At 49.1% G+C, this 18567-nt stretch carries 20 protein-coding genes; 12 read left to right on the forward strand and 8 right to left on the reverse strand.

Going from position 1 to position 18567, the window contains the following annotated elements; all coding sequences use genetic code 11:
* Positions 1 to 31: 31 nt before the first annotated feature.
* The gene (gene mtnA, locus AWQ24_RS11725; protein WP_065717371.1) at positions 32 to 1072 is read right to left on the reverse strand and encodes an S-methyl-5-thioribose-1-phosphate isomerase; all 1041 of its coding nucleotides are present in this window, start codon (positions 1070 to 1072) and stop codon (positions 32 to 34) included.
* Between the two features lie 163 nt (positions 1073 to 1235).
* Between mtnA and AWQ24_RS11730 the strand changes: the two genes are divergently transcribed.
* Entirely contained in the window at positions 1236 to 1472 is a 237-nt protein-coding gene (locus tag AWQ24_RS11730) for a hypothetical protein (RefSeq protein ID WP_012307905.1), read from the forward strand.
* Positions 1473 to 1478: 6 nt separating this feature from the next.
* Here the strand turns inward: AWQ24_RS11730 and AWQ24_RS11735 are convergent, their stop codons facing one another.
* Positions 1479 to 2189, reverse strand: coding sequence for a 16S rRNA (uracil(1498)-N(3))-methyltransferase (locus AWQ24_RS11735; protein WP_065716909.1), 711 nt, complete (start codon positions 2187 to 2189; stop codon positions 1479 to 1481).
* Between the two features lie 149 nt (positions 2190 to 2338).
* Here AWQ24_RS11735 and AWQ24_RS11740 point away from each other — a divergent pair, with 149 nt between their 5' ends.
* The gene (locus tag AWQ24_RS11740; protein ID WP_065716910.1) at positions 2339 to 3721 is read left to right on the forward strand and encodes an NAD(P)/FAD-dependent oxidoreductase; all 1383 of its coding nucleotides are present in this window, start codon (positions 2339 to 2341) and stop codon (positions 3719 to 3721) included.
* A gap of 92 nt (positions 3722 to 3813) precedes the next feature.
* On the opposite strand, the gene AWQ24_RS11745 is transcribed toward AWQ24_RS11740, so the two are convergent.
* Positions 3814 to 4221 (reverse strand): type II toxin-antitoxin system VapC family toxin, encoded by a 408-nt coding sequence (locus AWQ24_RS11745; protein ID WP_012307908.1) that lies wholly within the window; start codon positions 4219 to 4221, stop codon positions 3814 to 3816.
* Complete coding sequence (locus AWQ24_RS11750) at positions 4221 to 4427, reverse strand: hypothetical protein (protein ID WP_030007371.1); 207 nt, start codon at positions 4425 to 4427, stop codon at positions 4221 to 4223. Before AWQ24_RS11750 ends, AWQ24_RS11745 begins: the two co-directional genes overlap by 1 nt.
* A 147-nt stretch (positions 4428 to 4574) precedes the next feature.
* On the opposite strand from AWQ24_RS11750, the gene AWQ24_RS11755 reads away from it, so the two are divergent.
* The 5 genes from AWQ24_RS11755 to AWQ24_RS11775 all read left to right on the forward strand — a co-directional run bounded on the left by AWQ24_RS11755 (position 4575) and on the right by AWQ24_RS11775 (position 8397).
* Positions 4575 to 7319, forward strand: coding sequence for a DNA methyltransferase (locus tag AWQ24_RS11755; RefSeq protein WP_065716911.1), 2745 nt, complete (start codon positions 4575 to 4577; stop codon positions 7317 to 7319).
* 23 nt (positions 7320 to 7342) lie between these two features.
* Positions 7343 to 7567, forward strand: coding sequence for a DUF2281 domain-containing protein (locus AWQ24_RS11760; RefSeq protein WP_065716912.1), 225 nt, complete (start codon positions 7343 to 7345; stop codon positions 7565 to 7567).
* A 4-nt stretch (positions 7568 to 7571) separates the two neighbouring features.
* Positions 7572 to 7817, forward strand: coding sequence for a YgiT-type zinc finger protein (locus AWQ24_RS11765; protein ID WP_232318812.1), 246 nt, complete (start codon positions 7572 to 7574; stop codon positions 7815 to 7817).
* 77 nt (positions 7818 to 7894) lie between these two features.
* A complete protein-coding gene (locus AWQ24_RS11770) occupies positions 7895 to 8131 on the forward strand; it encodes a hypothetical protein (protein WP_065716913.1) in 237 nt (78 codons plus the stop codon).
* A 5-nt stretch (positions 8132 to 8136) separates the two neighbouring features.
* Complete coding sequence (locus AWQ24_RS11775; protein ID WP_065716914.1) at positions 8137 to 8397, forward strand: type II toxin-antitoxin system RelE/ParE family toxin; 261 nt, start codon at positions 8137 to 8139, stop codon at positions 8395 to 8397.
* A 91-nt stretch (positions 8398 to 8488) separates the two neighbouring features.
* On the opposite strand, the gene AWQ24_RS11780 is transcribed toward AWQ24_RS11775, so the two are convergent.
* Entirely contained in the window at positions 8489 to 10720 is a 2232-nt protein-coding gene (locus AWQ24_RS11780) for a cation-translocating P-type ATPase (RefSeq protein ID WP_065716915.1), read from the reverse strand.
* 117 nt (positions 10721 to 10837) lie between these two features.
* On the opposite strand from AWQ24_RS11780, the gene AWQ24_RS11785 reads away from it, so the two are divergent.
* Positions 10838 to 11590 (forward strand): TIGR00297 family protein, encoded by a 753-nt coding sequence (locus AWQ24_RS11785; protein ID WP_065716916.1) that lies wholly within the window; start codon positions 10838 to 10840, stop codon positions 11588 to 11590.
* A gap of 39 nt (positions 11591 to 11629) precedes the next feature.
* A complete protein-coding gene (locus AWQ24_RS11790) occupies positions 11630 to 11995 on the forward strand; it encodes a hypothetical protein (RefSeq protein WP_030006827.1) in 366 nt (121 codons plus the stop codon).
* Here AWQ24_RS11790 and AWQ24_RS11795 read toward each other — a convergent pair.
* Both AWQ24_RS11795 and AWQ24_RS11800 read right to left on the reverse strand, forming a co-directional pair.
* Positions 11992 to 12624 carry a hypothetical protein gene (locus AWQ24_RS11795; protein WP_157096863.1) on the reverse strand — a complete coding sequence of 211 codons (633 nt, stop codon included), beginning with the start codon at positions 12622 to 12624 and terminating at the stop codon, positions 11992 to 11994. The genes AWQ24_RS11790 and AWQ24_RS11795 overlap by 4 nt on opposite strands.
* A gap of 25 nt (positions 12625 to 12649) precedes the next feature.
* Positions 12650 to 13651: a Gfo/Idh/MocA family protein gene (locus tag AWQ24_RS11800; RefSeq protein ID WP_065716918.1), complete on the reverse strand. Its 1002-nt coding sequence runs from the start codon at positions 13649 to 13651 to the stop codon at positions 12650 to 12652.
* A 116-nt stretch (positions 13652 to 13767) separates the two neighbouring features.
* Here AWQ24_RS11800 and AWQ24_RS11805 point away from each other — a divergent pair, with 116 nt between their 5' ends.
* Positions 13768 to 14061, forward strand: coding sequence for a ferredoxin (locus tag AWQ24_RS11805; protein WP_012307921.1), 294 nt, complete (start codon positions 13768 to 13770; stop codon positions 14059 to 14061).
* Between the two features lie 363 nt (positions 14062 to 14424).
* Positions 14425 to 14718, forward strand: coding sequence for a ferredoxin PetF1 (gene petF1, locus AWQ24_RS11810; protein ID WP_012307922.1), 294 nt, complete (start codon positions 14425 to 14427; stop codon positions 14716 to 14718).
* A 164-nt stretch (positions 14719 to 14882) separates the two neighbouring features.
* Here the strand turns inward: petF1 and AWQ24_RS11815 are convergent, their stop codons facing one another.
* Complete coding sequence (locus AWQ24_RS11815; protein WP_065716919.1) at positions 14883 to 16535, reverse strand: NAD(P)H-quinone oxidoreductase subunit 4; 1653 nt, start codon at positions 16533 to 16535, stop codon at positions 14883 to 14885.
* Between the two features lie 247 nt (positions 16536 to 16782).
* On the opposite strand from AWQ24_RS11815, the gene serS reads away from it, so the two are divergent.
* Entirely contained in the window at positions 16783 to 18066 is a 1284-nt protein-coding gene (serS, locus tag AWQ24_RS11825; protein WP_065716921.1) for a serine--tRNA ligase, read from the forward strand.
* Positions 18067 to 18567: the final 501 nt, after the last annotated feature.

Consider the following 18567-nt stretch of genomic DNA (forward strand, 5'->3'; position numbering starts at 1 on the left):
ACCGCTTGGGAGGGGATAGAGGGGTCGGTTTCTAGCCCTTGAAGTTAATCAACTGGTCGGGAGCCACGGCGCCTTTTTCTGTGATGATCGCTGTGATCAGGTGGGCCGGGGTCACGTCAAAAGCCGGATTATAAAATTGCACCCCTTCCGGACAGATGCGCGTATCACCAATTTGATAAACTTCCTTAGGATCGCGCTCCTCAATGGGAATTTGCTTACCATCGCTGAGGGAAAAATCCACCGTCGATAAGGGTGCCGCCACGAAAAAAGGGACATTATGGGCCTTCGCGACGATCGCCAAACTGTAGGTGCCAATTTTATTTGCGGCATCGCCATTGGCCGTAATCCGGTCGGCCCCCACCACCACCGCATCGATGCGACCCTGTTGCATACAGTGAGCCGCCATGTTGTCACAAATTTGCGTCACCGGAATCCCTTCCTGGACGCATTCCCAGGTGGTGAGCTTGGAACCCTGGAGCCGGGGTCGGGTTTCGTCAGCATAGACCATTGCCAGCCGATTTTCCCGCCAAGCTGAACGAATGACGCCCAAAGCCGTACCGTAACCCGCCGTGGCTAAACCACCCGCATTGCAATGGGTGAGGAGCGTTAATTTTTCGGGAGTTTCGGGAAGAACCGCCAACCCCTGATCACCGATCGCCTGGCAGGTGGCGAGGTCTTCATTGTGGATCGCCTTGGCGGTATCAAGAATTAAATTTTGCAACTCAGGAATACTACCAGTCGCATCTTGAACCGTTGCCATTACCCGATCAATGGCCCAAAAAAGATTAACTGCGGTGGGTCTGGTTTGCCGGAGGGTTGCGGCGATCGCCTCCAGTTTTTCCAGAAAAATGGTGCGGTCTGTGGTTTGGATCTCCTTTGCCCCCAGGTATAGACCATAGGCCGCCGAAACCCCGATGGCAGGTGCTCCCCGGACAATCATCGTGCGGATCGCCTCAGCCATGGCCTGGTAGGTTTTAATTTCGACGACTTTACAGGCGAGGGGGAGCAGGGTTTGATCCACGAGGAGGACGCGGTCTTCTTGCCAAACGATGGGGTTAATGGAGTTGCTCATTAAACTGGGAAAATTCCAACGGTGAAAAATCTTCCCTATTGTGGCCTGAGGGAGGACGAAAAAAAATACATTCGGTAAATTTCTCCGGCGATCGCCTTGCATCTCCGCTACCATGGCCATGTAAGGTAACTAAAACCCCCTAACGGCTTGGAGAAGCGGGAAAATGAGTGAATTCGCTGATTTTATGAGCATCATGCACGATGACCTTGGCGAACATTATCAACGCATCATGATGACCTATAAGGGGAATATCACCCCCGATACGGCGTTCCAGGCGGCGGCACTCCTCACGGCAGCCCAGAGTAACGCGACTTATACGAGTCAGCTCCAGGGGGAAATTGAGTCCCTCCGCAAAACCTTGATCGCCATCGAAAAATCCCGGCGGGATTCCCAAAGTTAAATCCAGTTAATTTCCTGGACGACAGTGACTATTCACTAGGGCGATCGCCGTAATTGAGGCTGTCACAGCCCGTAAGATGGAGCTTCCCAAAGAAACCACCGGAATATTTTTGGCGATCGCCTGTTGGATTTCCGTTTCCGTCCAGCCCCCCTCCGGCCCGATCAGTACCGTAATTGCTGGGGGCAGCGTTTTGGGTAACGCATCCAGGAGATGCAATGACTTTTCCCGTGCGCCACAGAGATAGGTTTGCTCTGGGGAAAGGGTTTCTAAAAGTTTTAAAAAAGGTTGGGGTGCGGCAATTTCTGGCACAATCGCCCGTTCCGATTGTTCTGCGGCTTCGGTGGCAATTTTACGCCAGCGTTTTAACTTGTTCTCACTCGGTTTTAAAATTGTCCGCTCAGAAATCACCGGATAAATATGGGTCACCCCTAATTCTGTACAGCACCGCACCACTTCATCGAAGCCATTTTTCGGCAACGCTGCCACTAATTTCACTGGAATCGGGCATTCTGTTTGGAGATGCTGGGATTCGATTAATTGAATCTGCTCAGTCTCTGTCAGTTCACCAAGCCAAGCTTGGCCTAAACCATTTAACACAACCAGGCGATCGCCCGCGCGCAACCGTAGCACACTTAGCAGATAATGCCGTTGTTCTGTCGTTAAATTAACCCTAGAAAGATCAGTAAATTGCGCCTCAGAAACCACCAAACGCTGCATTAAATTAACCGTCTCCGCCCTATTTTTTCGAGCAATAGCACCATTGAAATCTCACCTTTTATCTCTTTGGGTAGATTTCTGTTAGTATTCTTACCTAACACAGGCCGATTGAAATAAAAGTTTATATTTTCCCCAACCCCAGCGAACCCATGGTCAATACCCAACTCCCCAATCTCACCCCCCAGACAGACAAGCATAAAGTGGTGATTATCGGTGGCGGTTTTGGTGGTCTTTATGCCGCGAAAACCCTCGGTAAATATGAGGCTGCCGTGGATGTCACCCTGATCGACAAACGGAACTTCCACCTGTTCCAACCGCTGCTGTACCAAGTGGCAACGGGAACCCTTTCCCCGGCGGATATTGCTTCGCCCCTGCGCGGTGTCCTCAGCGGCAACAAAAACACCCATGTGCTCCTCGATGAAGTCGTTGACATTGATCCCGATAGCAAAACGGTGGTGATGAACGAAGGGATCGTCAACTATGACAGTTTGATCGTCGCCACGGGGGTCAGCCACCACTATTTTGGGAATGACCATTGGAAACCCTACGCACCGGGCCTAAAAACCGTTGAAGATGCCCTCGAAATTCGCCACCGCATTTTTATGGCCTTTGAAGCGGCGGAAAAAGAAACAGATCCGGCACTCCAACAGGCTTGGTTGACCTTTGTGATCGTGGGTGGTGGCCCGACGGGGGTAGAATTGGCCGGGGCGATCGCCGAAATTGCCTACAGCGTTCTGAAAAAAGATTTCCGCAAAATTGATACCACCCGCGCCCGGATTATCCTCCTAGAAGGGATGGATCGGGTCTTGCCCCCCTACGATCCAAGTTTGTCGGCAAAAGCGCAAAAATCCCTGGAAAACTTAGGGGTTCAGGTACAAACCAAGAGCCTCGTGACGAATATCGAAGACCATCTTGTCACCTTTAAGCAGGGCGATAACCAGCTTGAAATTGCCGCGAAAACTATTGTCTGGGCCGCTGGGGTGAAAGCGTCTGGCATGAGTAAAGTCCTCGAAGACCGTTTGGGGGCGACCCTAGACCGAGCTGGTCGGGTCATCGTCGAGCCGAACCTGAGCGTTGCGGGCTACCCCGATGTCTTTGTGATTGGGGACTTGGCCAACTTCCCCCACCAAAATGAACGGCCTTTACCTGGGGTTGCACCGGTGGCGATGCAGGAAGGGGAATATGTGGCAAAACTGATCAAACAACGGGTCAATGGTCAGGAGATGGCCCCCTTCCGTTATATGGAATTGGGTAGCCTAGCTGTCATTGGGCAAAATGCCGCCGTTGTGGATCTCGGTTTTGTGAAATTCTCTGGATTCCTGGCCTGGTTAATCTGGATTTTTGCCCACGTGTACTACTTGATTGAGTTTGATAACAAGATGGTGGTAATGCTCCAGTGGGGTTGGAACTATTTCACCAGAGGTCGGGGTGCCCGTCTGATTACCGGAGAAAAGGATCTCGTCTCTGGATTCAAGCTCTACCAAGAAACTGCTGACAAAGAAACGAAGGTCAACATTAAAGTCGAAGCCTGACGCCAAGCTGAATAGCGCATCTTAATGCACTTCCCCCACGACATTCTCGTAGAGTAATAATTTTGTGGGGGATTTTATGATGCAATCTTTTTTCAGGGATGCCAAAAACCAATATCTTCAAAGAAGCCGAGGTCTCTGTAATCAATTGTCCAAACCTTTGCTTGCATTTGTTTTGCTACAACCAGCACAGAAGCATCTTCTAAACTGCCTCGCCATTGGGGTGAACGAATGCTGAGTTCGTAAATCTCTTGAAAATCCGTTGGAGAAATAGTCTGAATGACTGTATTTGTCTGCAAAGTTGTCAAAAGGAATTGAGCCGCTTGAATTGACTCACGGCGTGAAACAAATTTGTAAACCTCAAAAACAATCGGTAAAGGGGTAATGATCTCTCCAAAAGCTTTTGGGATTTGGGTAAAGCCGGACTGAGCTAGCTCATGATATCGATCCTGGCGAGAAACGAGGGCAATCAGAGGGCCTGCATCGAGTACCAGTCGTTCCATCAACGCTCCAAGGGATTCGTCGAAGCATCTACAGGGGCATTACGAACTAGGCCTGCTAAATCTAGCAAATCCTGACCATTCCGGGGACGTAACTTATCTCTGAGGGCGCTCTGGACGAGGCTAGAGGCATTTTCTTCGGGGTGAGTTTGGAGGTATTGATCAAGCTGCTGCCACAGCTCATCCGGGATGTACAGTGTCTTTTTCATGGGCGCTTGACTCAAGCTGCAGGGTATGACTTTTATCATACTTGCTCACAGTGAATTCTGTCGGTGGTTTTTGGGTGGATGGTGTTGGGGTTGGGCGATACTATGGAGGAATCTTTGTATTGTTTTTTCTTGTGGGCTGAGTGACCAATGGCAGTAACCCGTGATTCTCTCCAGGTGTTTGTGGATTACTGTAATGCCTATATCCAAGGGGATGAGAAGTCAGAGGCACAGACATTTTTAACGCGATTTTTCCAAGCTTTTGGCCATGCGGGAATCAAGGAAGTAGGGGCCGAGTTTGAGGAGCGGGTCAAAAAAGCGAGCAAGAAAGATAAAACAGGTTTTGCGGATTTGGTCTGGTCGCCCGCCCCTGGGGTAAAGGGAGTCGTGGTGGAGATGAAAAAGCGGGGCACGGATCTAGCGCTGCATTATTCTCAGCTCGAAAAATATTGGCTGCGGCTGACCCCAAAACCACGCTATTCGATTCTCTGTAATTTTGATGAGTTTTGGGTCTATGACTTTAACAACCAGGTCGATGAGCCTGTAGATCGAGTCAAGCTAGAAGATCTCCCGAATCGGGTAGGGACATTTTCGTTTATGGAGATCGGTGGTCGGGAGCCGATCTTTCGGAATAATCAGGTCGAAGTTACGGAACGCACGGCCAAGCGCATGGGGGAATTTTATCGGCTGGTGCGATCGCGGGGCGAAAGGGAAAAGTTTGTTTATTTCACAGAAGCGCAACTGCAACGGTTTACCCTGCAATGTGTGCTAGCGATGTTTGCCGAAGACCGGAATCTCCTGCCACGGGATCTATTTGTGGGGTTGGTGCAGGACTGTTTGGCGGGGCGGGATAATGCCTACGATGCCTTTAGTGGTTTGTTTCGGGCGATGAACTTGCCGGGGATCGTGCCCCAGGGTCGTTACAAGGGGGTGGATTATTTTAATGGGGGTTTGTTTGGGGAAATTCAGCCGATTCCCTTAGAAAAGAACGAGCTAGAAATTCTCGATGTGTGTGCGCGGGATAATTGGGCGAATATCCGACCGTCGATTTTTGGAAATATTTTTGAGAGTGCCATTGATGCGGATGAGCGCCATGCCAGGGGAATTCATTACACTTCTGAGAAGGATATCCGGCAGATTGTGCGCCCGACGATCGCCGACTATTGGGAAGGGAAAATCGACGAGGCGACGACCTACGAAGATCTCGAAAAGCTGAAGCAGGAATTACGGGAATATCGGGTTTTGGATCCGGCGTGCGGTTCGGGAAATTTCCTTTATGTGGCTTATCAGGAGTTGAAGCGGCTGGAACGGGTTTTGCTCAACAAAATCTATGAGCGGCGCAAACGGTTCCAGGGGGAAGTTTTACAGCAGGAAGAAATTGGGATTGTGACGCCGTTGCAGTTTTTTGGGATGGATACGAATCCGTTTGCGGTGCAGTTGGCGCGGGTGACGATGATGATCGCCCGGAAGATTGCGATTGATAAGTTTGGGTTGACTGAGCCTGCTTTGCCGTTGGATTCTTTGGATCAAAATATTGTCTGCCAAGATGCGCTATTTAATGACTGGCCAAAGGCTGACGCGATTATTGGAAATCCGCCTTTTTTAGGTGGCTATCGTATTCGACAAGAATTAGGCGATGACTATGCCCAAAAGCTTGCAAGTAAATTTCCTGAAGTCAAAGATAAAGTTGATTTTTGTACATATTGGTTTTATCTAGCACATAAACATATTGATCAAGATGGGAGAGTAGGCTTAGTTGGCACAAATACGATCAGTCAAGGAGTCAGTAGAAAAGCATCATTAGAATATATTTTAGAAAATCATGGCTATATTCACGAAGCTATTTCCACTCAAGAATGGTCAGGAAATGCGGCTGTCCATGTCAGCATAGTCAATTGGTCAAAACAGCCTCCAAATCAATATTATTTAGATAGTCAAGTAGTTAAAAGAATAAACTCTTCTCTTAATTCCGACACAGATGTTTCTCACGCAAAAAGGTTGTCAATAAACTTTTCAATGTGTTTTGAAGGGGTAAAACCAACAGGTAAAGGTTTTCTGATTCCTCCTGAAATGGCATTGGATTGGATAGCACAAAATCCTAAAAACGCAAGTGTTTTAAAGCCTTTTGCGGATGCAAGAACCCTAACAAATAGTTCAACTCTTCAGCCCAACAGATGGATTATTGATTTTTTTGGCAAGACTTTAGAAGATGCCATGGATTATTCACAACCTTTTGAACATATTAAAATTCATGTTAAGCCTGTCAGAGATAAAAACCGAGATCAGAAGACAAGAGAATCATGGTGGCTTTCTCCTCGACCAAGAGAAGAAATGCGTCAACAATTAGAGAATTTAAGTTTATATTTTATAATTCCCAGACATTCAAAATGGTTTACTTTTGTCCCGTTAAATGTTTTATATTTGCCGAGTGACTCAACAAAGGTAGTGGCTTCCGATGATTTTTATGTGTTGGGAATTTTGACATCAGATGTTCATCGCCAATGGGTTAAAGCCCAAAGCTCAACTCTAAAAGGTGATACCCGCTACACCCACAACACTTGTTTTGAAACTTTTCCTTTTCCCCAGGTGGCAAGCGCAAAACTCACCCAACAGATCCGCCAAGGGATGATCGACCTCCACGAATATCGCACCGCCCAAATGGAAGCCAAACAATGGGGCATCACCAAACTTTACAACGCCTTTTTCGACGAACCCGCCAGCCAACTCCATAAACTCCACAAAAAGCTCGATGCCCTTGTGCTCAAAGCCTATGGCTTCAAAAAAGACGACGACATCCTCGAAAAACTTTTAGAGTTGAACCTCGCCCTGGCCGAAAAAGAAAAAAATGGCGAGAATATAGTTGGCCCCTGGGCGATCGATAACCCACCAAAATAAATTAGAACCACGAGCATCGACCCATGACAGAAAGAGAACAATTGATCCAAGAAATCGAACAACTGCCAGACTATTTAGTCCATAAAATTCTGGAAATCCTACTCGAAGAGAAACAAAAAAAATCGAATATTGACCAGTCAAAAAAATTACGTCCTTTTGGACTATGTGAAGGAGAATTTATTGTTCCTAATGATTTTGACGAGCCACTACCCGAAGATATTGTTCAATTATTTAAAAATCCAGCTTAATGAAGTGAAAATTTTTCAATGTCATATTTGCCAATCTAAGCATTCAAAACAAGAAGTGACCAGTGAAGCTTTTCAAATCAACGGTAAATTTTATTTAGTTGAAAACATCCCTGTGGAAGTCTGCCAACAGTGCGGAGAAGAAACTTTTAGTCGTGAAACAACAGAAAAAATCCGCAAAATGCTCCATGAAGATCAACAGCCAGCAAGAACAATCACAATGGACGTTTTCTCCTATCAAGCCGCCTCTTAAACCTTGCTTTAATCTGTAAAACATTTTATAGAAAGCATCAGTAATGCCTTAGAAGAAACTATTTACAAGTAAAAGCCATGACTTCACTACAGATTTCAGCCGAATCTTTACAGGGTATTTCTACCCTTGCCGCACAACTAAACCTTTCTGTCGATGATTTTTTTAAACAAATTATTCAAGGCAAATTAGCTATTATCGATGCTGAAGAATTAGAAGATTTATTAGATGTTCATGATGCGATCGCAGCCGAAACCAACCCAGAAAATCAAGAACGCATTTCTTTAGAGACTGTTAAACAAGAACTAGGACTTTAGGAATTATGGCTGGCTACAGCATTGAGTTCTTGAAGACTGCTCAAAAGGAACTCTCTAAACTGCCCAAAGATACTCAGAGGCGCATCATTGAAAAAATCGAAGCTCTGATCAATGATCCGTATCCACCAGATACCAAAAAACTTAAAAATGGTAATGGTCGCTTTCGGATTAGAGTGGGAAATTACCGCATTATCTATAGAATTGAAAACGAAAAGCTCATTATTCTGATCATTAAAATTGGACATCGCCGAGAAATTTACCAATAATCTACGAAAGGCGATCGCCTTTTTACAGGATGTCTAAAAAGCCCCCCGGCCCCCAATTTGGGGGAGATTTATTGACTTTATAAATAACCTTTTAAAGCCGTTGACTAACTTTTTTCAAACGTAGAGCATTCGTCACCACCGAAACAGAACTAAAGGCCATGGCCGCCCCAGCGATCATCGGGTTCAGGAAAATCCCCCAAGCACTGAGAATCCCCGCAGCGATGGGAATGCTGGCGACATTGTAGAAGAAGGCGAAAAAGAGATTTTGTTTGATATTGCGGAGAGTGGCACGGCTCAGTTTAATCGCCGTTAAAATTCCTGCTAAATCCCCAGAAATGAGGGTGAGATCACTGGCGGCGATCGCCACATCAGTACCCGTGCCGATGGCAATCCCTAAATCCGCCTGGGCCAGGGCTGGAGCGTCATTAATGCCATCCCCCACCATGGCGACGATTTCCCGCTGATTTTGGAATTGTTGCACCACAGCGGCCTTTTGGTCGGGGCGCACTTCCGCTTGCACCTGATCAATGCCCACCTGTTTGGCGATCGCCGCGGCGGTGCGGGTATTATCTCCGGTGAGGAGGACAACCTTTAAACCCAGTTTTTGCAACTGTTTGACGACGTTGGGGCTAGTGGGTTTAAGCTGGTCAGCCAAGGCAATCAGGCCCGCGAGGTGCTGGTCAATGGCGACCCAAATCACCGTTTTCCCTTCATTTTGCCAGGCTGTGGCCTGGGCCTGTAATTGTTCTGTGTCAATGTCGAGATCCCGTAGCCAATGGGCTGTACCAATGTAGATATTTTGCTGCTGAATCGTTGCCTGCACCCCTTGCCCCGTTTGGGATTGAAAATTTTCTAGGGAAGCGAGGGGAATCTCCTTTGCCTGGGCATGCTGAAAGATTGCTTCCCCCAAAGGATGCTCCGAAGATTGTTCCACGCTGGCGACCCAAGACCACAGTTGCGCCTCATCAATCAGGCTGTGGCAGTTGGTGACGCTGGGTTTCCCCTGGGTGAGAGTGCCCGTTTTATCGAGGACAATGGTGCTGAGGTGGGCGGCGAGTTCGAGGCTTTGGGCATCTTTAATCAAAATGCCGTGCTGGGCACCAACCCCCGTACCAACCATAATCGAGGTGGGCGTCGCTAAACCCAGGGCGCAGGGGCAAGCAATAATCAAAACACTCACTAAAGTCGTGATCGCCAGGGAAAGATTACCGGCGATCGCCCAAAGGCTAAAAGTAACCAGCGCAATCACCAGCACGGCGGGCACAAACCAAGCGGTCACTTGATCCGCCAACTTTTGGATCGGCGCTTTACTGCCCTGGGCCTCCTGGACGAGGCGAATAATCTGCGCCAAAACCGTATCTTCCCCCACATGGGTCGCCTTTAGGATCAAACGACCTGTTTTATTCAAGGTTGAACCGATCACGCGATCGCCCACGGTTTTTTCCACGGGCAACGATTCTCCCGTCACCAAAGCTTCATCCAAGGTGGAATCTCCTTCTAAAATTTCGCCATCCACCGGAATTTTTTCCCCCGGTCGGATCAAAAGGCGATCGCCCACCTGCACCTCTTCTACGGGAATATCAACGGTAGTTTCACCCCGCAGCACCCGCGCCGTTTTCACCTGGAGGCCCATAAGTTCGCGAATTGCCGCCGCCGTTTTCCCCCTGGCCCGTCGTTCTAAAAAGCGCCCCAAGAGGATCAAGGTAATAATGACCGCCGCACTTTCAAAATACACATCCTCCGTCAAACCCCAAGTCTGGAATTGAGCCGCAAACACCGTCGCCAGCACCGAATAACCATAGGCCACCCCCGTCCCCAGGGCCACCAGGGTATTCATGTCAGCGGTACGATTTTTGAGACTTTTCCACGCCCCTGTAAAAAAGCCCTGGCCCGGCCAAACCATAATCGGCGTCGTTAAGGCCCACTGCAACCAAGGATTGTGCCACCAATGGGCGATCCCCGGAATATTGACCCCCAGCATCATCGGTAGACTGCCGATTACTAGCACCGCACTTAAAATTCCCGCCAGCCAAACCTTACGGCTGAGTTGGCGCAGTTGCCGCGCCTGTTCCCGTTCCTGTTGGTCTAACTGACTTTGGCGATCGCCTGTCATGAGGGGAATTGCTTCATAGCCTGCATCACTGACCACTTGCTGGAGGGTTTCGCCATTGAGTTGGCTGCCGTCAAATTCGACCCTTAACTGCTCGGCGGCAAAATTCACTTGGGCAACCTGTACCCCGGCGGTGTTCTGGAGGGCGGTTTCGATGGTGGTGGCACAGGCAGCACAGCCCATCCCTTTGATCTGAAACTGGCGGGTTTCCATGGCGAACTTTCCTCGATGATTCAAGTGCTGGCTTCAGGATAAAAGCTCTAGTGCGCTGGAGAGTCAAGGGGACAGGACGATTCAATAAGATATGGAAAGATCAATTTGGGTTTTGTAATGGATCTTTTGACAAATAACTGGCTCGTGGCGATCGCCTTGAATTCGATCTTGATCTTGATCGCCTTTTTAGTGCCGAAAAAATTACTGACCTCCTGGGGTTATCTCCACGCTTGGCTGTTGGGGGTGCTGGTGTGGGGTTGTCTGGGTTGGCAGGGCTATAGCGTCGTACTATTTTATTTTTTTGTGGGGGTAGGGGTGACAAAAATTGGCAAAAACATTAAAGAAGCTGCCGGGATCGCTGAAGGTCGAGGCGGCTTGCGGGGGCCAGAAAATGTTTGGGGGTCGGCCTTAATTGGCACCATTTGCGCCCTGGGCACTCTAATTGCGCCAGAAACGATTCAACCTCTACTCTTGCTCGGTTATGTGGCGAGTTTCTGCACGAAGCTCTCCGATACAAGCGCCAGTGAAGTGGGTAAAGCCTACGGGAAACGCACATTTTTAATCACCACTTTCCAAGCCGTCCCCAGGGGAACAGAAGGGGCCGTGAGCTTAGAAGGAACCCTGGCAGGGATGGTGGCTTCGGTGGCGATCGCCTTGGTGGGGTATGGCGTTGGTCTGATCGATCTGCTGGGAATCTTCTGGTGTGTGGTAGCGGCTTTTGTGGCGACGAATATCGAAAGCGTGATCGGCGCAACGGTTCAAGAAAAATTTGCGGTTCTTACCAATGAGGTGGTGAACATTCTCAATACTTTGGTGGGGGCAACGGTGGCGATCGCCTTAGCTTCGTTATATTGGGCGGTAACTTCTTAGGTTTTAAATCCTCTTTTTAAATTATTTTGTGTAGTACCGATGACGACTTTTAACCCAGAAACCCAAATTACCAAGCCTTCTCCCCTCTCGAAAACCAAATTTCTTTCCATTGGCATCTCCGCCCACGGCACCATTGCAATTGGTATCTCTGCCCACGGAATCGTTGCGATTGGGGTCGCGACCCACGGCATTATTTCCCTAGGAGTGGTGGCGATGGGGGTGATCTCCTGTGGCCTGGTTTCCATGGGAGCCTTGAGTGTGGGGGCCGTTTCCATGGGGCTTTATTCCTTTGGGCGGCAAAATATGACCCTCAACCAACCCCACCAACACAGTTTACCGAGCGAAAATTCAACCATGCCCACCGCTGCACCGCTGGCAGAACCCAGCCATGACCACAGCCACTAGGGACTATTTTTGCGGTTAGCTTTCAGGGCGATAATTTCTTCGCAACTCACCCGCTTTAGGTTCATATCCCGGCCATTGCTAAACACATTGCGATTCAACGTCCAGGTTTCCTGGGAGTTTTGCACATCGTTTTCAATGTTGGTGACAACGGCGGCGCTTAGGGTTTCTGTGTCCAAGACCCCGGCAATTCTCTGGTTATAGGAAGTGTAATAGCCCGCTGCATCGTTGGTAATCGTCGCTTCGATAGTGCCACTGACATCGTTTGTGGGTTCTACGAGCAGTTCGGCGATCGCCTGGATGGTTTGCTCTTCGGTGCGGTAGCAATAGGCCCCGGCCTCTAGGGTCGTTTTATTGGTGATCTTGGGGGCGGCACTGTCGGCGGGCGCACTTCGGATCGGCTCCCCCTGCACCACCAGATTATCTTTGGGGGGGCTATTGTTATTTTTCGCGTTAGGAACTTGGGGCGCATTTTCTACGGGGATTTCTTCCGTGGGCAGGGGTTGAGGCTCAGGGACAACGGCCTCTTCTGGGGAATTTTCACCACCACAACTACTCAGCAGCATTAAAGTCAGCAGCAGAACTGGCCCCCAAAATTTTGTCCTGTGTTGGGCAGAGAACAACGCAACCATAATTTTCCCAAGGTAAATCATGACTCTATTTTATCGAGCGGCATGGGCCGAGAGCGGCGAAGTCGGGGAAATATTTAGGCAGGGCAGCCCGTTGGATTTGGGCGGCCACCTGGAGAGCGTACAAACTTTGTTCTGGCTGGATATAGAGAGGTTTGCCTGCGGTTAAATGATCCAGCACCGCCACCGTATCCTGCAAAAAGACGCCACGCCGACTACCTGCATCCAGATTTGTGTGCCGCTCGCCTTGGCTTAGGGTGCCTTGGTTGCCGTTAAATTCTAAAGTGCCTTTTTCGCCATAGAGACTAAAACGGCGATCGCCTTTGGGGATCAAGACTCCTTTACCGTAGGTGAGATGGGCAATCACACCACTTTGAAACTTCAGTTGCGCCGTACAGAGACAATTTTGGTAGTAGCCTGGCAACTCTGCCGGGAGAAATTGGGCCGCCCCGGTGACTGTTTCGACCGTGCCAAAGAGATCTAGCAATCGGTTTACCCGTGACAGGGCCGCCACAAACGGAAAACCATAATCCTCGTAATGGTATGTCCAGTGGGGTAGGGTTTTCGCTTTGGGAGCAAGGGTAATGTAATGGCCATAGGCGATCGCGCCCAGTTCCGGTAAGGTCTGCCGAATCGTTTGGTGCAGTCCCCCCAACAGTTCAATATGCTCCACATGGAGGAGTCGTTTTTTCGCCTCGGCTAGTTGAATCAATTCAGCCGCTTCGGTGGGATCGAGGGATAAAGGATATTCCACCACTACATGTTTGCCCGCTTCGAGGGCCGCCCGTACCACTGCCCCGTGGCGTCGGTTGACCGTACACACGACGATTAAATCGAGATCGTCCCGCTGGATCAGGTTTTCCCAGGTGGTGATCGCTGCTAAATCATAGTTACTAGCGAACTGCTCCCGTGCCGTTTGCCATTGACCCGCCACGGCCATTAGTTCTGCCCGTCCATCCCGTAAAAAGGCCTCTGCCCGCCGTTTCGCTGCGTAACCAGTACCGACAATGCCCACTCGAAATTTTGCCATCGCCTAACGCTTTTTCCTCAAACTGCTGTGTGCTTGCTGGGGCAGGTATTTTCCCGGAGCCCCCAAACGGGTTTAATGGAAACTGAAAACCCTAGTTGCAAAATTACATTACCGCAATGGCAAGTTACGAAGTTACTCTGAAAACCCCCGAAGGTGAATATACCGTCAGCGTTCCCGATGATATGTATATCCTCGACGAAGCCGAAAACCAAGGGATCGATATTCCCTATTCCTGTCGGGCCGGGGCTTGTTCTAGTTGTGCCGGGAAACTTATTTCAGGCACCGTTGACCAGAGTGATCAAAATTTCCTCAGCCCTGAACAGGTGGCCGCAGGCTATGTGCTTACTTGCATCGCTTACCCCACATCTAACTGTGTGATCGAGACTCACAAAGAAGAAGATCTCTACTAATTGGGCGATCCAGCGGCGATCGCATAAGTATTCCTGATGCAGTTTTAAAGGAAGATGACAAGGGGCGATAACCACATTCCATGACTTAGGTCGCTGAAGCACTCGGATTTGCAAGCTATAGGGATTCTTCTATTGCCCTAATTTTGTTGCTCCAAAAAACATAAGCCAGTCTTATATAAAGTGTGTGGGCTAACTTCATTCCTAATGCGACATTCGTTCTCTTTTGTTTTCCTTTATCATCAGAAAATGATCCATCAATTTCAGAAGGCATTTAGTGGGTTGCCCAAGGCTTAGGCCCAGGCACGCTCTCGAATGGCCGGATGAAATCCTTGTAAACACCCTGTTACACCAGAGGAAACACTAATGGCTACATATAAGGTTACACTCATCACTCCCGACGGCGAAGTATCCTACGACGCTCCCGATGATGAATACATTCTAGACTCCGCCGGTGATGCTGGTTATGACCTTCCTGCATCCTGCCGTGCCGGTGCTTGCTCCACCTGTGCTGGTAAGATCGTTTCCGGTACTGTTGACCAATCCGAACAGTCCTTCCTCGATGATGATCAAATTGAAGCAGGTTACGTTCTGACCTGTATTGCTTATCCTCAATCTGATGTCACCATCGAAACTAACAAAGAGGAAGAACTCTACTAGAATTTCTCGGCCCACCTTGGGCAATTAGATAAATAGAACATTTAGAAGTGTTTCCCTTGGGAAGCGCTTCTATTTTTTTGCGCCTAGGGTTGGTTCAAGCACAAAAAAATCCCCGACGGATCGGGGACTTAGGGATATTACTTCATTGAAAACTGCACACAGATTTAGCGCAGGGGGCTTAATTCTGGGGCTTGTAAAGCGGCGATGGGTTCGCTGGGTTGTTTGGCGATCGCCTGGGCCTGACGCACGCTGGTATTAAGGGTTTGGGTTTTCGCATCGTACATTTGCATCAGCAGTTTCGGATAGAGTCCCACGCCGATAATCAAAACGGTAAAACAAGTGGCAATAAAGATTTCCCGGGGCCGCGCATCTTCGTAGATGGCATTGCTCGGTAATACGCAGTCATTCCCAAAACACACGGGGGCATTCCCGGCGATCGCCACATTGGTCGGTTGACCAAGATCGCAACTGAGATCCATCTCGCGGGTATAGAACATTTCCCGGAGCATCGAGAGCAGATAAATGGGCGTGAGGATTACGCCAACGGCGGCAAGGAAAACCGTAATTGTACGGAAGGTTGCGCTATAGGTATCGCTGGTGGCGAGGCCCACAAATACCGAGAGTTCCCCCACAAAACCACTCATCCCCGGTAGCGCCAGGGAAGCCAAAGCCCCCACCGTAAACATCGCAAAAACCTTCGGCATAACCTGACCGAGGCCCCCCACTTCCGCGAGGACCATCGTCTTCGTGCGATCATAGGTCACCCCAGCGAGGAAAAAGAGCACCGACGCAATCAGACCGTGGGAGAGCATTTGCAGCATCGCCCCATTGATCCCTAGATCCGTAAAGGAGGCAATGCCAATCAGGACAAATCCCATGTGGGACACAGAGGAGTAGGCGAGGCGGCGTTTCATGTTGGTCTGGCCAAAGGAACTAAACGCGCCATAAACAATATTGACCACCCCCAAAATCACCAACAGGGGCGCAAACCGCACATGGGCGTCGGGTAGCAGTTCCATATTGAAACGCATGAGACCGTAGCCCCCCATCTTCAGCAGGACGCCAGCCAGGAGCATGGAAACGGGAGAGGAAGCTTCGCCATGGGCATCGGGCAACCAGGTGTGGAGGGGAAAAATTGCTAACTTTACGCCAAAGGAAACTAACAGCCCAGCATAGAGCCACATTTGTAATCCCAGAGGATAATCCTGTTGGGCGATCGCCCCCAGGTCAAAATTCGGGCCACCGGGAAGATTTAAGCTCAAAGCCAGGGCCGCAACGAGAATGAAAATAGAAGCTGCGGCTGTGTAGAGGAGAAACTTCATCGCTGCATAACGACGGCGTTTCCCACCCCAAATACAAACGAGGAGATACACAGGGATCAGTTCGATCTCCCACATTAGGAAGAATAAAAATAAATCCTTGGCGACAAATACCCCAATCTGCGCCGAATAGAGCAGCAGCATCAACGCATAAAAAAGCCGGGGGCGTTGATTAACTTGCCAGGCCGAAAACATCGCGAGGGTTGTCACAAAACCGGCAAGGAGAACAAGGGGCGCGGAAATTCCATCCACTGCGACACTCCACTGAATTCCCAGGGACGGCAGCCAACTATAACTTTCTGCCAATTGAAACTCCGTCGCCTGGGGGTCAAAATGTTGCCAAAAGGCAAAGCACATCAGCACAAAATCGACTAAACCGACGATTAGGGCGTACCAACGTACAGTTTTTCCTTCTTTATCAGGAAGCAACGGGATCAATAGGGTCGAAAGAGCTGGCAGGGCAATGATTGCCGTCAACCATGGGAAATCTGGTGCCATGAGTTGTTCGCTTCTATATGTAGAAATGTTTAGAATCCCAGCATCATACCAAAGAGGTGTGCTTTCTCCGCAAAATGTCGCAATCCCCCTGCCCAAATCCTCCCTTGAGGGAGGTGGTCGAAGACCGGAGGGTGCCATTCTCCCCCTCATAGGGGAGCCAGAAGGGGGTACCAAGCAGAATTCGATTGATTATTACTAGCCCATCATGAATAATGTTGGGTGATTCAACCGCAGCAAAGCAAAGTCCGTGCTAGACATTAAACTCCTCCGCGAAAATCCGACCCTTGTCCAAGAACGCCTCGATGCCCGTAAAGCGGGAGAATACGATATTCAACCAATTCTTGATCTAGATATTCAACAACGCACCCTCGAAGGCGATCGCAGCCAACTCCAGGCCCGCAGCAATGAGATCGGTAAACTCATCGGCCAAAAGATTAAAGGCGGTGCCGATCCCAAAGGCGAAGAAATTGCCACCCTCAAAGCGGAGGGGAATGAAATAAAACAAAAGCTCGCCGACCTCGAACCCCAGGAAAAAGAACTCAAAGCCCAAATTTACAATCTGCTGTTAGCGCTGCCGAATCTGCCGGATCAAAGCACCCCCGTGGGCACCAATGAAACTGAAAATGTCGAAGTGCGCCGCTGGGGAGAAGAACATAAGCCCACCAATGAAAACATCTTGCCCCACTGGGAAATTGGTGAACAGCTCGGTATTCTCGAATTTGCCCGGTCAGTAAAAGTCGCCCAAAGTCGCTTTGTGAGCCTCGTCGGTGCAGGAGCAGCCCTAGAACGGGCTTTGATCAACTTCATGTTAGATCAGCAAATTGCGGCGGGTTACGTAGAAGTCATGCCCCCGGTGTTGATCAATAGTGATTCCCTGACTGGGACTGGGCAATTGCCAAAATTTGCCGAGGAAAGTTTCCGCTGTGCCGACGATGATCTCTGGCTAACTCCCACTGCTGAAGTGCCCGTCACAAATCTCTACCGCGATGAAATCCTCGAAGCGGAAAATTTGCCCATTTACCACTGTGCCTACACCCCTTGTTTCCGGCGGGAAGCAGGTAGTTATGGCAAAGACACCCGTGGGTTAATTCGGCTGCACCAATTTAATAAGGTCGAACTTGTAAAATTTGTCCATCCTGAAACCTCGGCGGCAGAACACGAAAAACTCGTCGCCAATGCCGAAGCGATTCTCCAAGCCCTCAAGCTGCCCTATCGCGTTCTCGAACTCTGTAGTGGCGACTTGGGTTTCAGTGCCGGAAAATGCTATGACCTGGAAGTGTGGCTCCCCTCCGCAGACACCTACCGGGAAATTTCTAGTTGTTCTAATTTCTATGATTTCCAAGCGCGGCGGGCGGGGATTCGCTTTAAGGAAGCAGGGAAAAAAGGCACTCAGTTTGTCCATACTCTCAACGGTTCTGGCTTGGCGATCGGTCGCACCATGGCGGCAATCCTCGAAAATTATCAACAACCGAACGGAACGGTGGCGGTGCCAGAGGTGCTGCGGCCCTACCTTCAGCGTGATTTTCTCTAGTCCAAACTTGTATCAAGGACTTCTAGGCAAAGACTGATACTGCCTACGAACGGAGGCTTCTATGGACACAGGCGGCGGATAAAAGACTTTGTCTACAAAATAGATATTCCAATTCTTGGGCGCGATCGCCATTATTGTGCCTTAACTTTTTCTGGTAATTTCTTAACCTAAACTTAGTTCAAAAAACAACTGATCTAAATTAACAGGATGTAGCAAAACTCATTCGTAGACACTACACAAAACGCTTTGAGTGGCCTCTGATTCAAAGTGTTACTAAAGCTCAGCAAAATTGCTTGGGCTATTTTTTTTGCATCATAAAAGAAATTAATATGTTTCTAAAAAAACAACAGTAAAATTTATTTTGGGCAAAAAATAGGCGACAAAAATACGACTTATCACTGACGGAAATCAGTTTTTCAGTAAGGATATTTCTGACTTAGACAAGCATAAAAATTCATTTTAGACAGCGTAATCCTTGATAGCAAATACTTTCGGGCTCTT

This window comes from Picosynechococcus sp. PCC 8807, assembly GCF_001693295.1.
Taxonomy (GTDB): Bacteria; Cyanobacteriota; Cyanobacteriia; order Cyanobacteriales; family MRBY01; genus MRBY01.

What these genes read in the sequence shown, in the direction of transcription:
- mtnA (WP_065717371.1), bottom strand. Translation starts at nt 1,072, where the DNA reads ATGAGCAACTCCATTAACCCCATCGTTTGGCAAGAAGACCGCGTCCTC.
- AWQ24_RS11730 (WP_012307905.1), top strand. Translation starts at nt 1,236, where the DNA reads ATGAGTGAATTCGCTGATTTTATGAGCATCATGCACGATGACCTTGGC.
- AWQ24_RS11735 (WP_065716909.1), bottom strand. Translation starts at nt 2,189, where the DNA reads ATGCAGCGTTTGGTGGTTTCTGAGGCGCAATTTACTGATCTTTCTAGG.
- AWQ24_RS11740 (WP_065716910.1), top strand. Translation starts at nt 2,339, where the DNA reads ATGGTCAATACCCAACTCCCCAATCTCACCCCCCAGACAGACAAGCAT.
- AWQ24_RS11745 (WP_012307908.1), bottom strand. Translation starts at nt 4,221, where the DNA reads ATGGAACGACTGGTACTCGATGCAGGCCCTCTGATTGCCCTCGTTTCT.
- AWQ24_RS11750 (WP_030007371.1), bottom strand. Translation starts at nt 4,427, where the DNA reads ATGAAAAAGACACTGTACATCCCGGATGAGCTGTGGCAGCAGCTTGAT.
- AWQ24_RS11755 (WP_065716911.1), top strand. Translation starts at nt 4,575, where the DNA reads ATGGCAGTAACCCGTGATTCTCTCCAGGTGTTTGTGGATTACTGTAAT.
- AWQ24_RS11760 (WP_065716912.1), top strand. Translation starts at nt 7,343, where the DNA reads ATGACAGAAAGAGAACAATTGATCCAAGAAATCGAACAACTGCCAGAC.
- AWQ24_RS11770 (WP_065716913.1), top strand. Translation starts at nt 7,895, where the DNA reads ATGACTTCACTACAGATTTCAGCCGAATCTTTACAGGGTATTTCTACC.
- AWQ24_RS11775 (WP_065716914.1), top strand. Translation starts at nt 8,137, where the DNA reads ATGGCTGGCTACAGCATTGAGTTCTTGAAGACTGCTCAAAAGGAACTC.
- AWQ24_RS11780 (WP_065716915.1), bottom strand. Translation starts at nt 10,720, where the DNA reads ATGGAAACCCGCCAGTTTCAGATCAAAGGGATGGGCTGTGCTGCCTGT.
- AWQ24_RS11785 (WP_065716916.1), top strand. Translation starts at nt 10,838, where the DNA reads ATGGATCTTTTGACAAATAACTGGCTCGTGGCGATCGCCTTGAATTCG.
- AWQ24_RS11790 (WP_030006827.1), top strand. Translation starts at nt 11,630, where the DNA reads ATGACGACTTTTAACCCAGAAACCCAAATTACCAAGCCTTCTCCCCTC.
- AWQ24_RS11795 (WP_157096863.1), bottom strand. Translation starts at nt 12,624, where the DNA reads ATGGTTGCGTTGTTCTCTGCCCAACACAGGACAAAATTTTGGGGGCCA.
- AWQ24_RS11800 (WP_065716918.1), bottom strand. Translation starts at nt 13,651, where the DNA reads ATGGCAAAATTTCGAGTGGGCATTGTCGGTACTGGTTACGCAGCGAAA.
- AWQ24_RS11805 (WP_012307921.1), top strand. Translation starts at nt 13,768, where the DNA reads ATGGCAAGTTACGAAGTTACTCTGAAAACCCCCGAAGGTGAATATACC.
- petF1 (WP_012307922.1), top strand. Translation starts at nt 14,425, where the DNA reads ATGGCTACATATAAGGTTACACTCATCACTCCCGACGGCGAAGTATCC.
- AWQ24_RS11815 (WP_065716919.1), bottom strand. Translation starts at nt 16,535, where the DNA reads ATGGCACCAGATTTCCCATGGTTGACGGCAATCATTGCCCTGCCAGCT.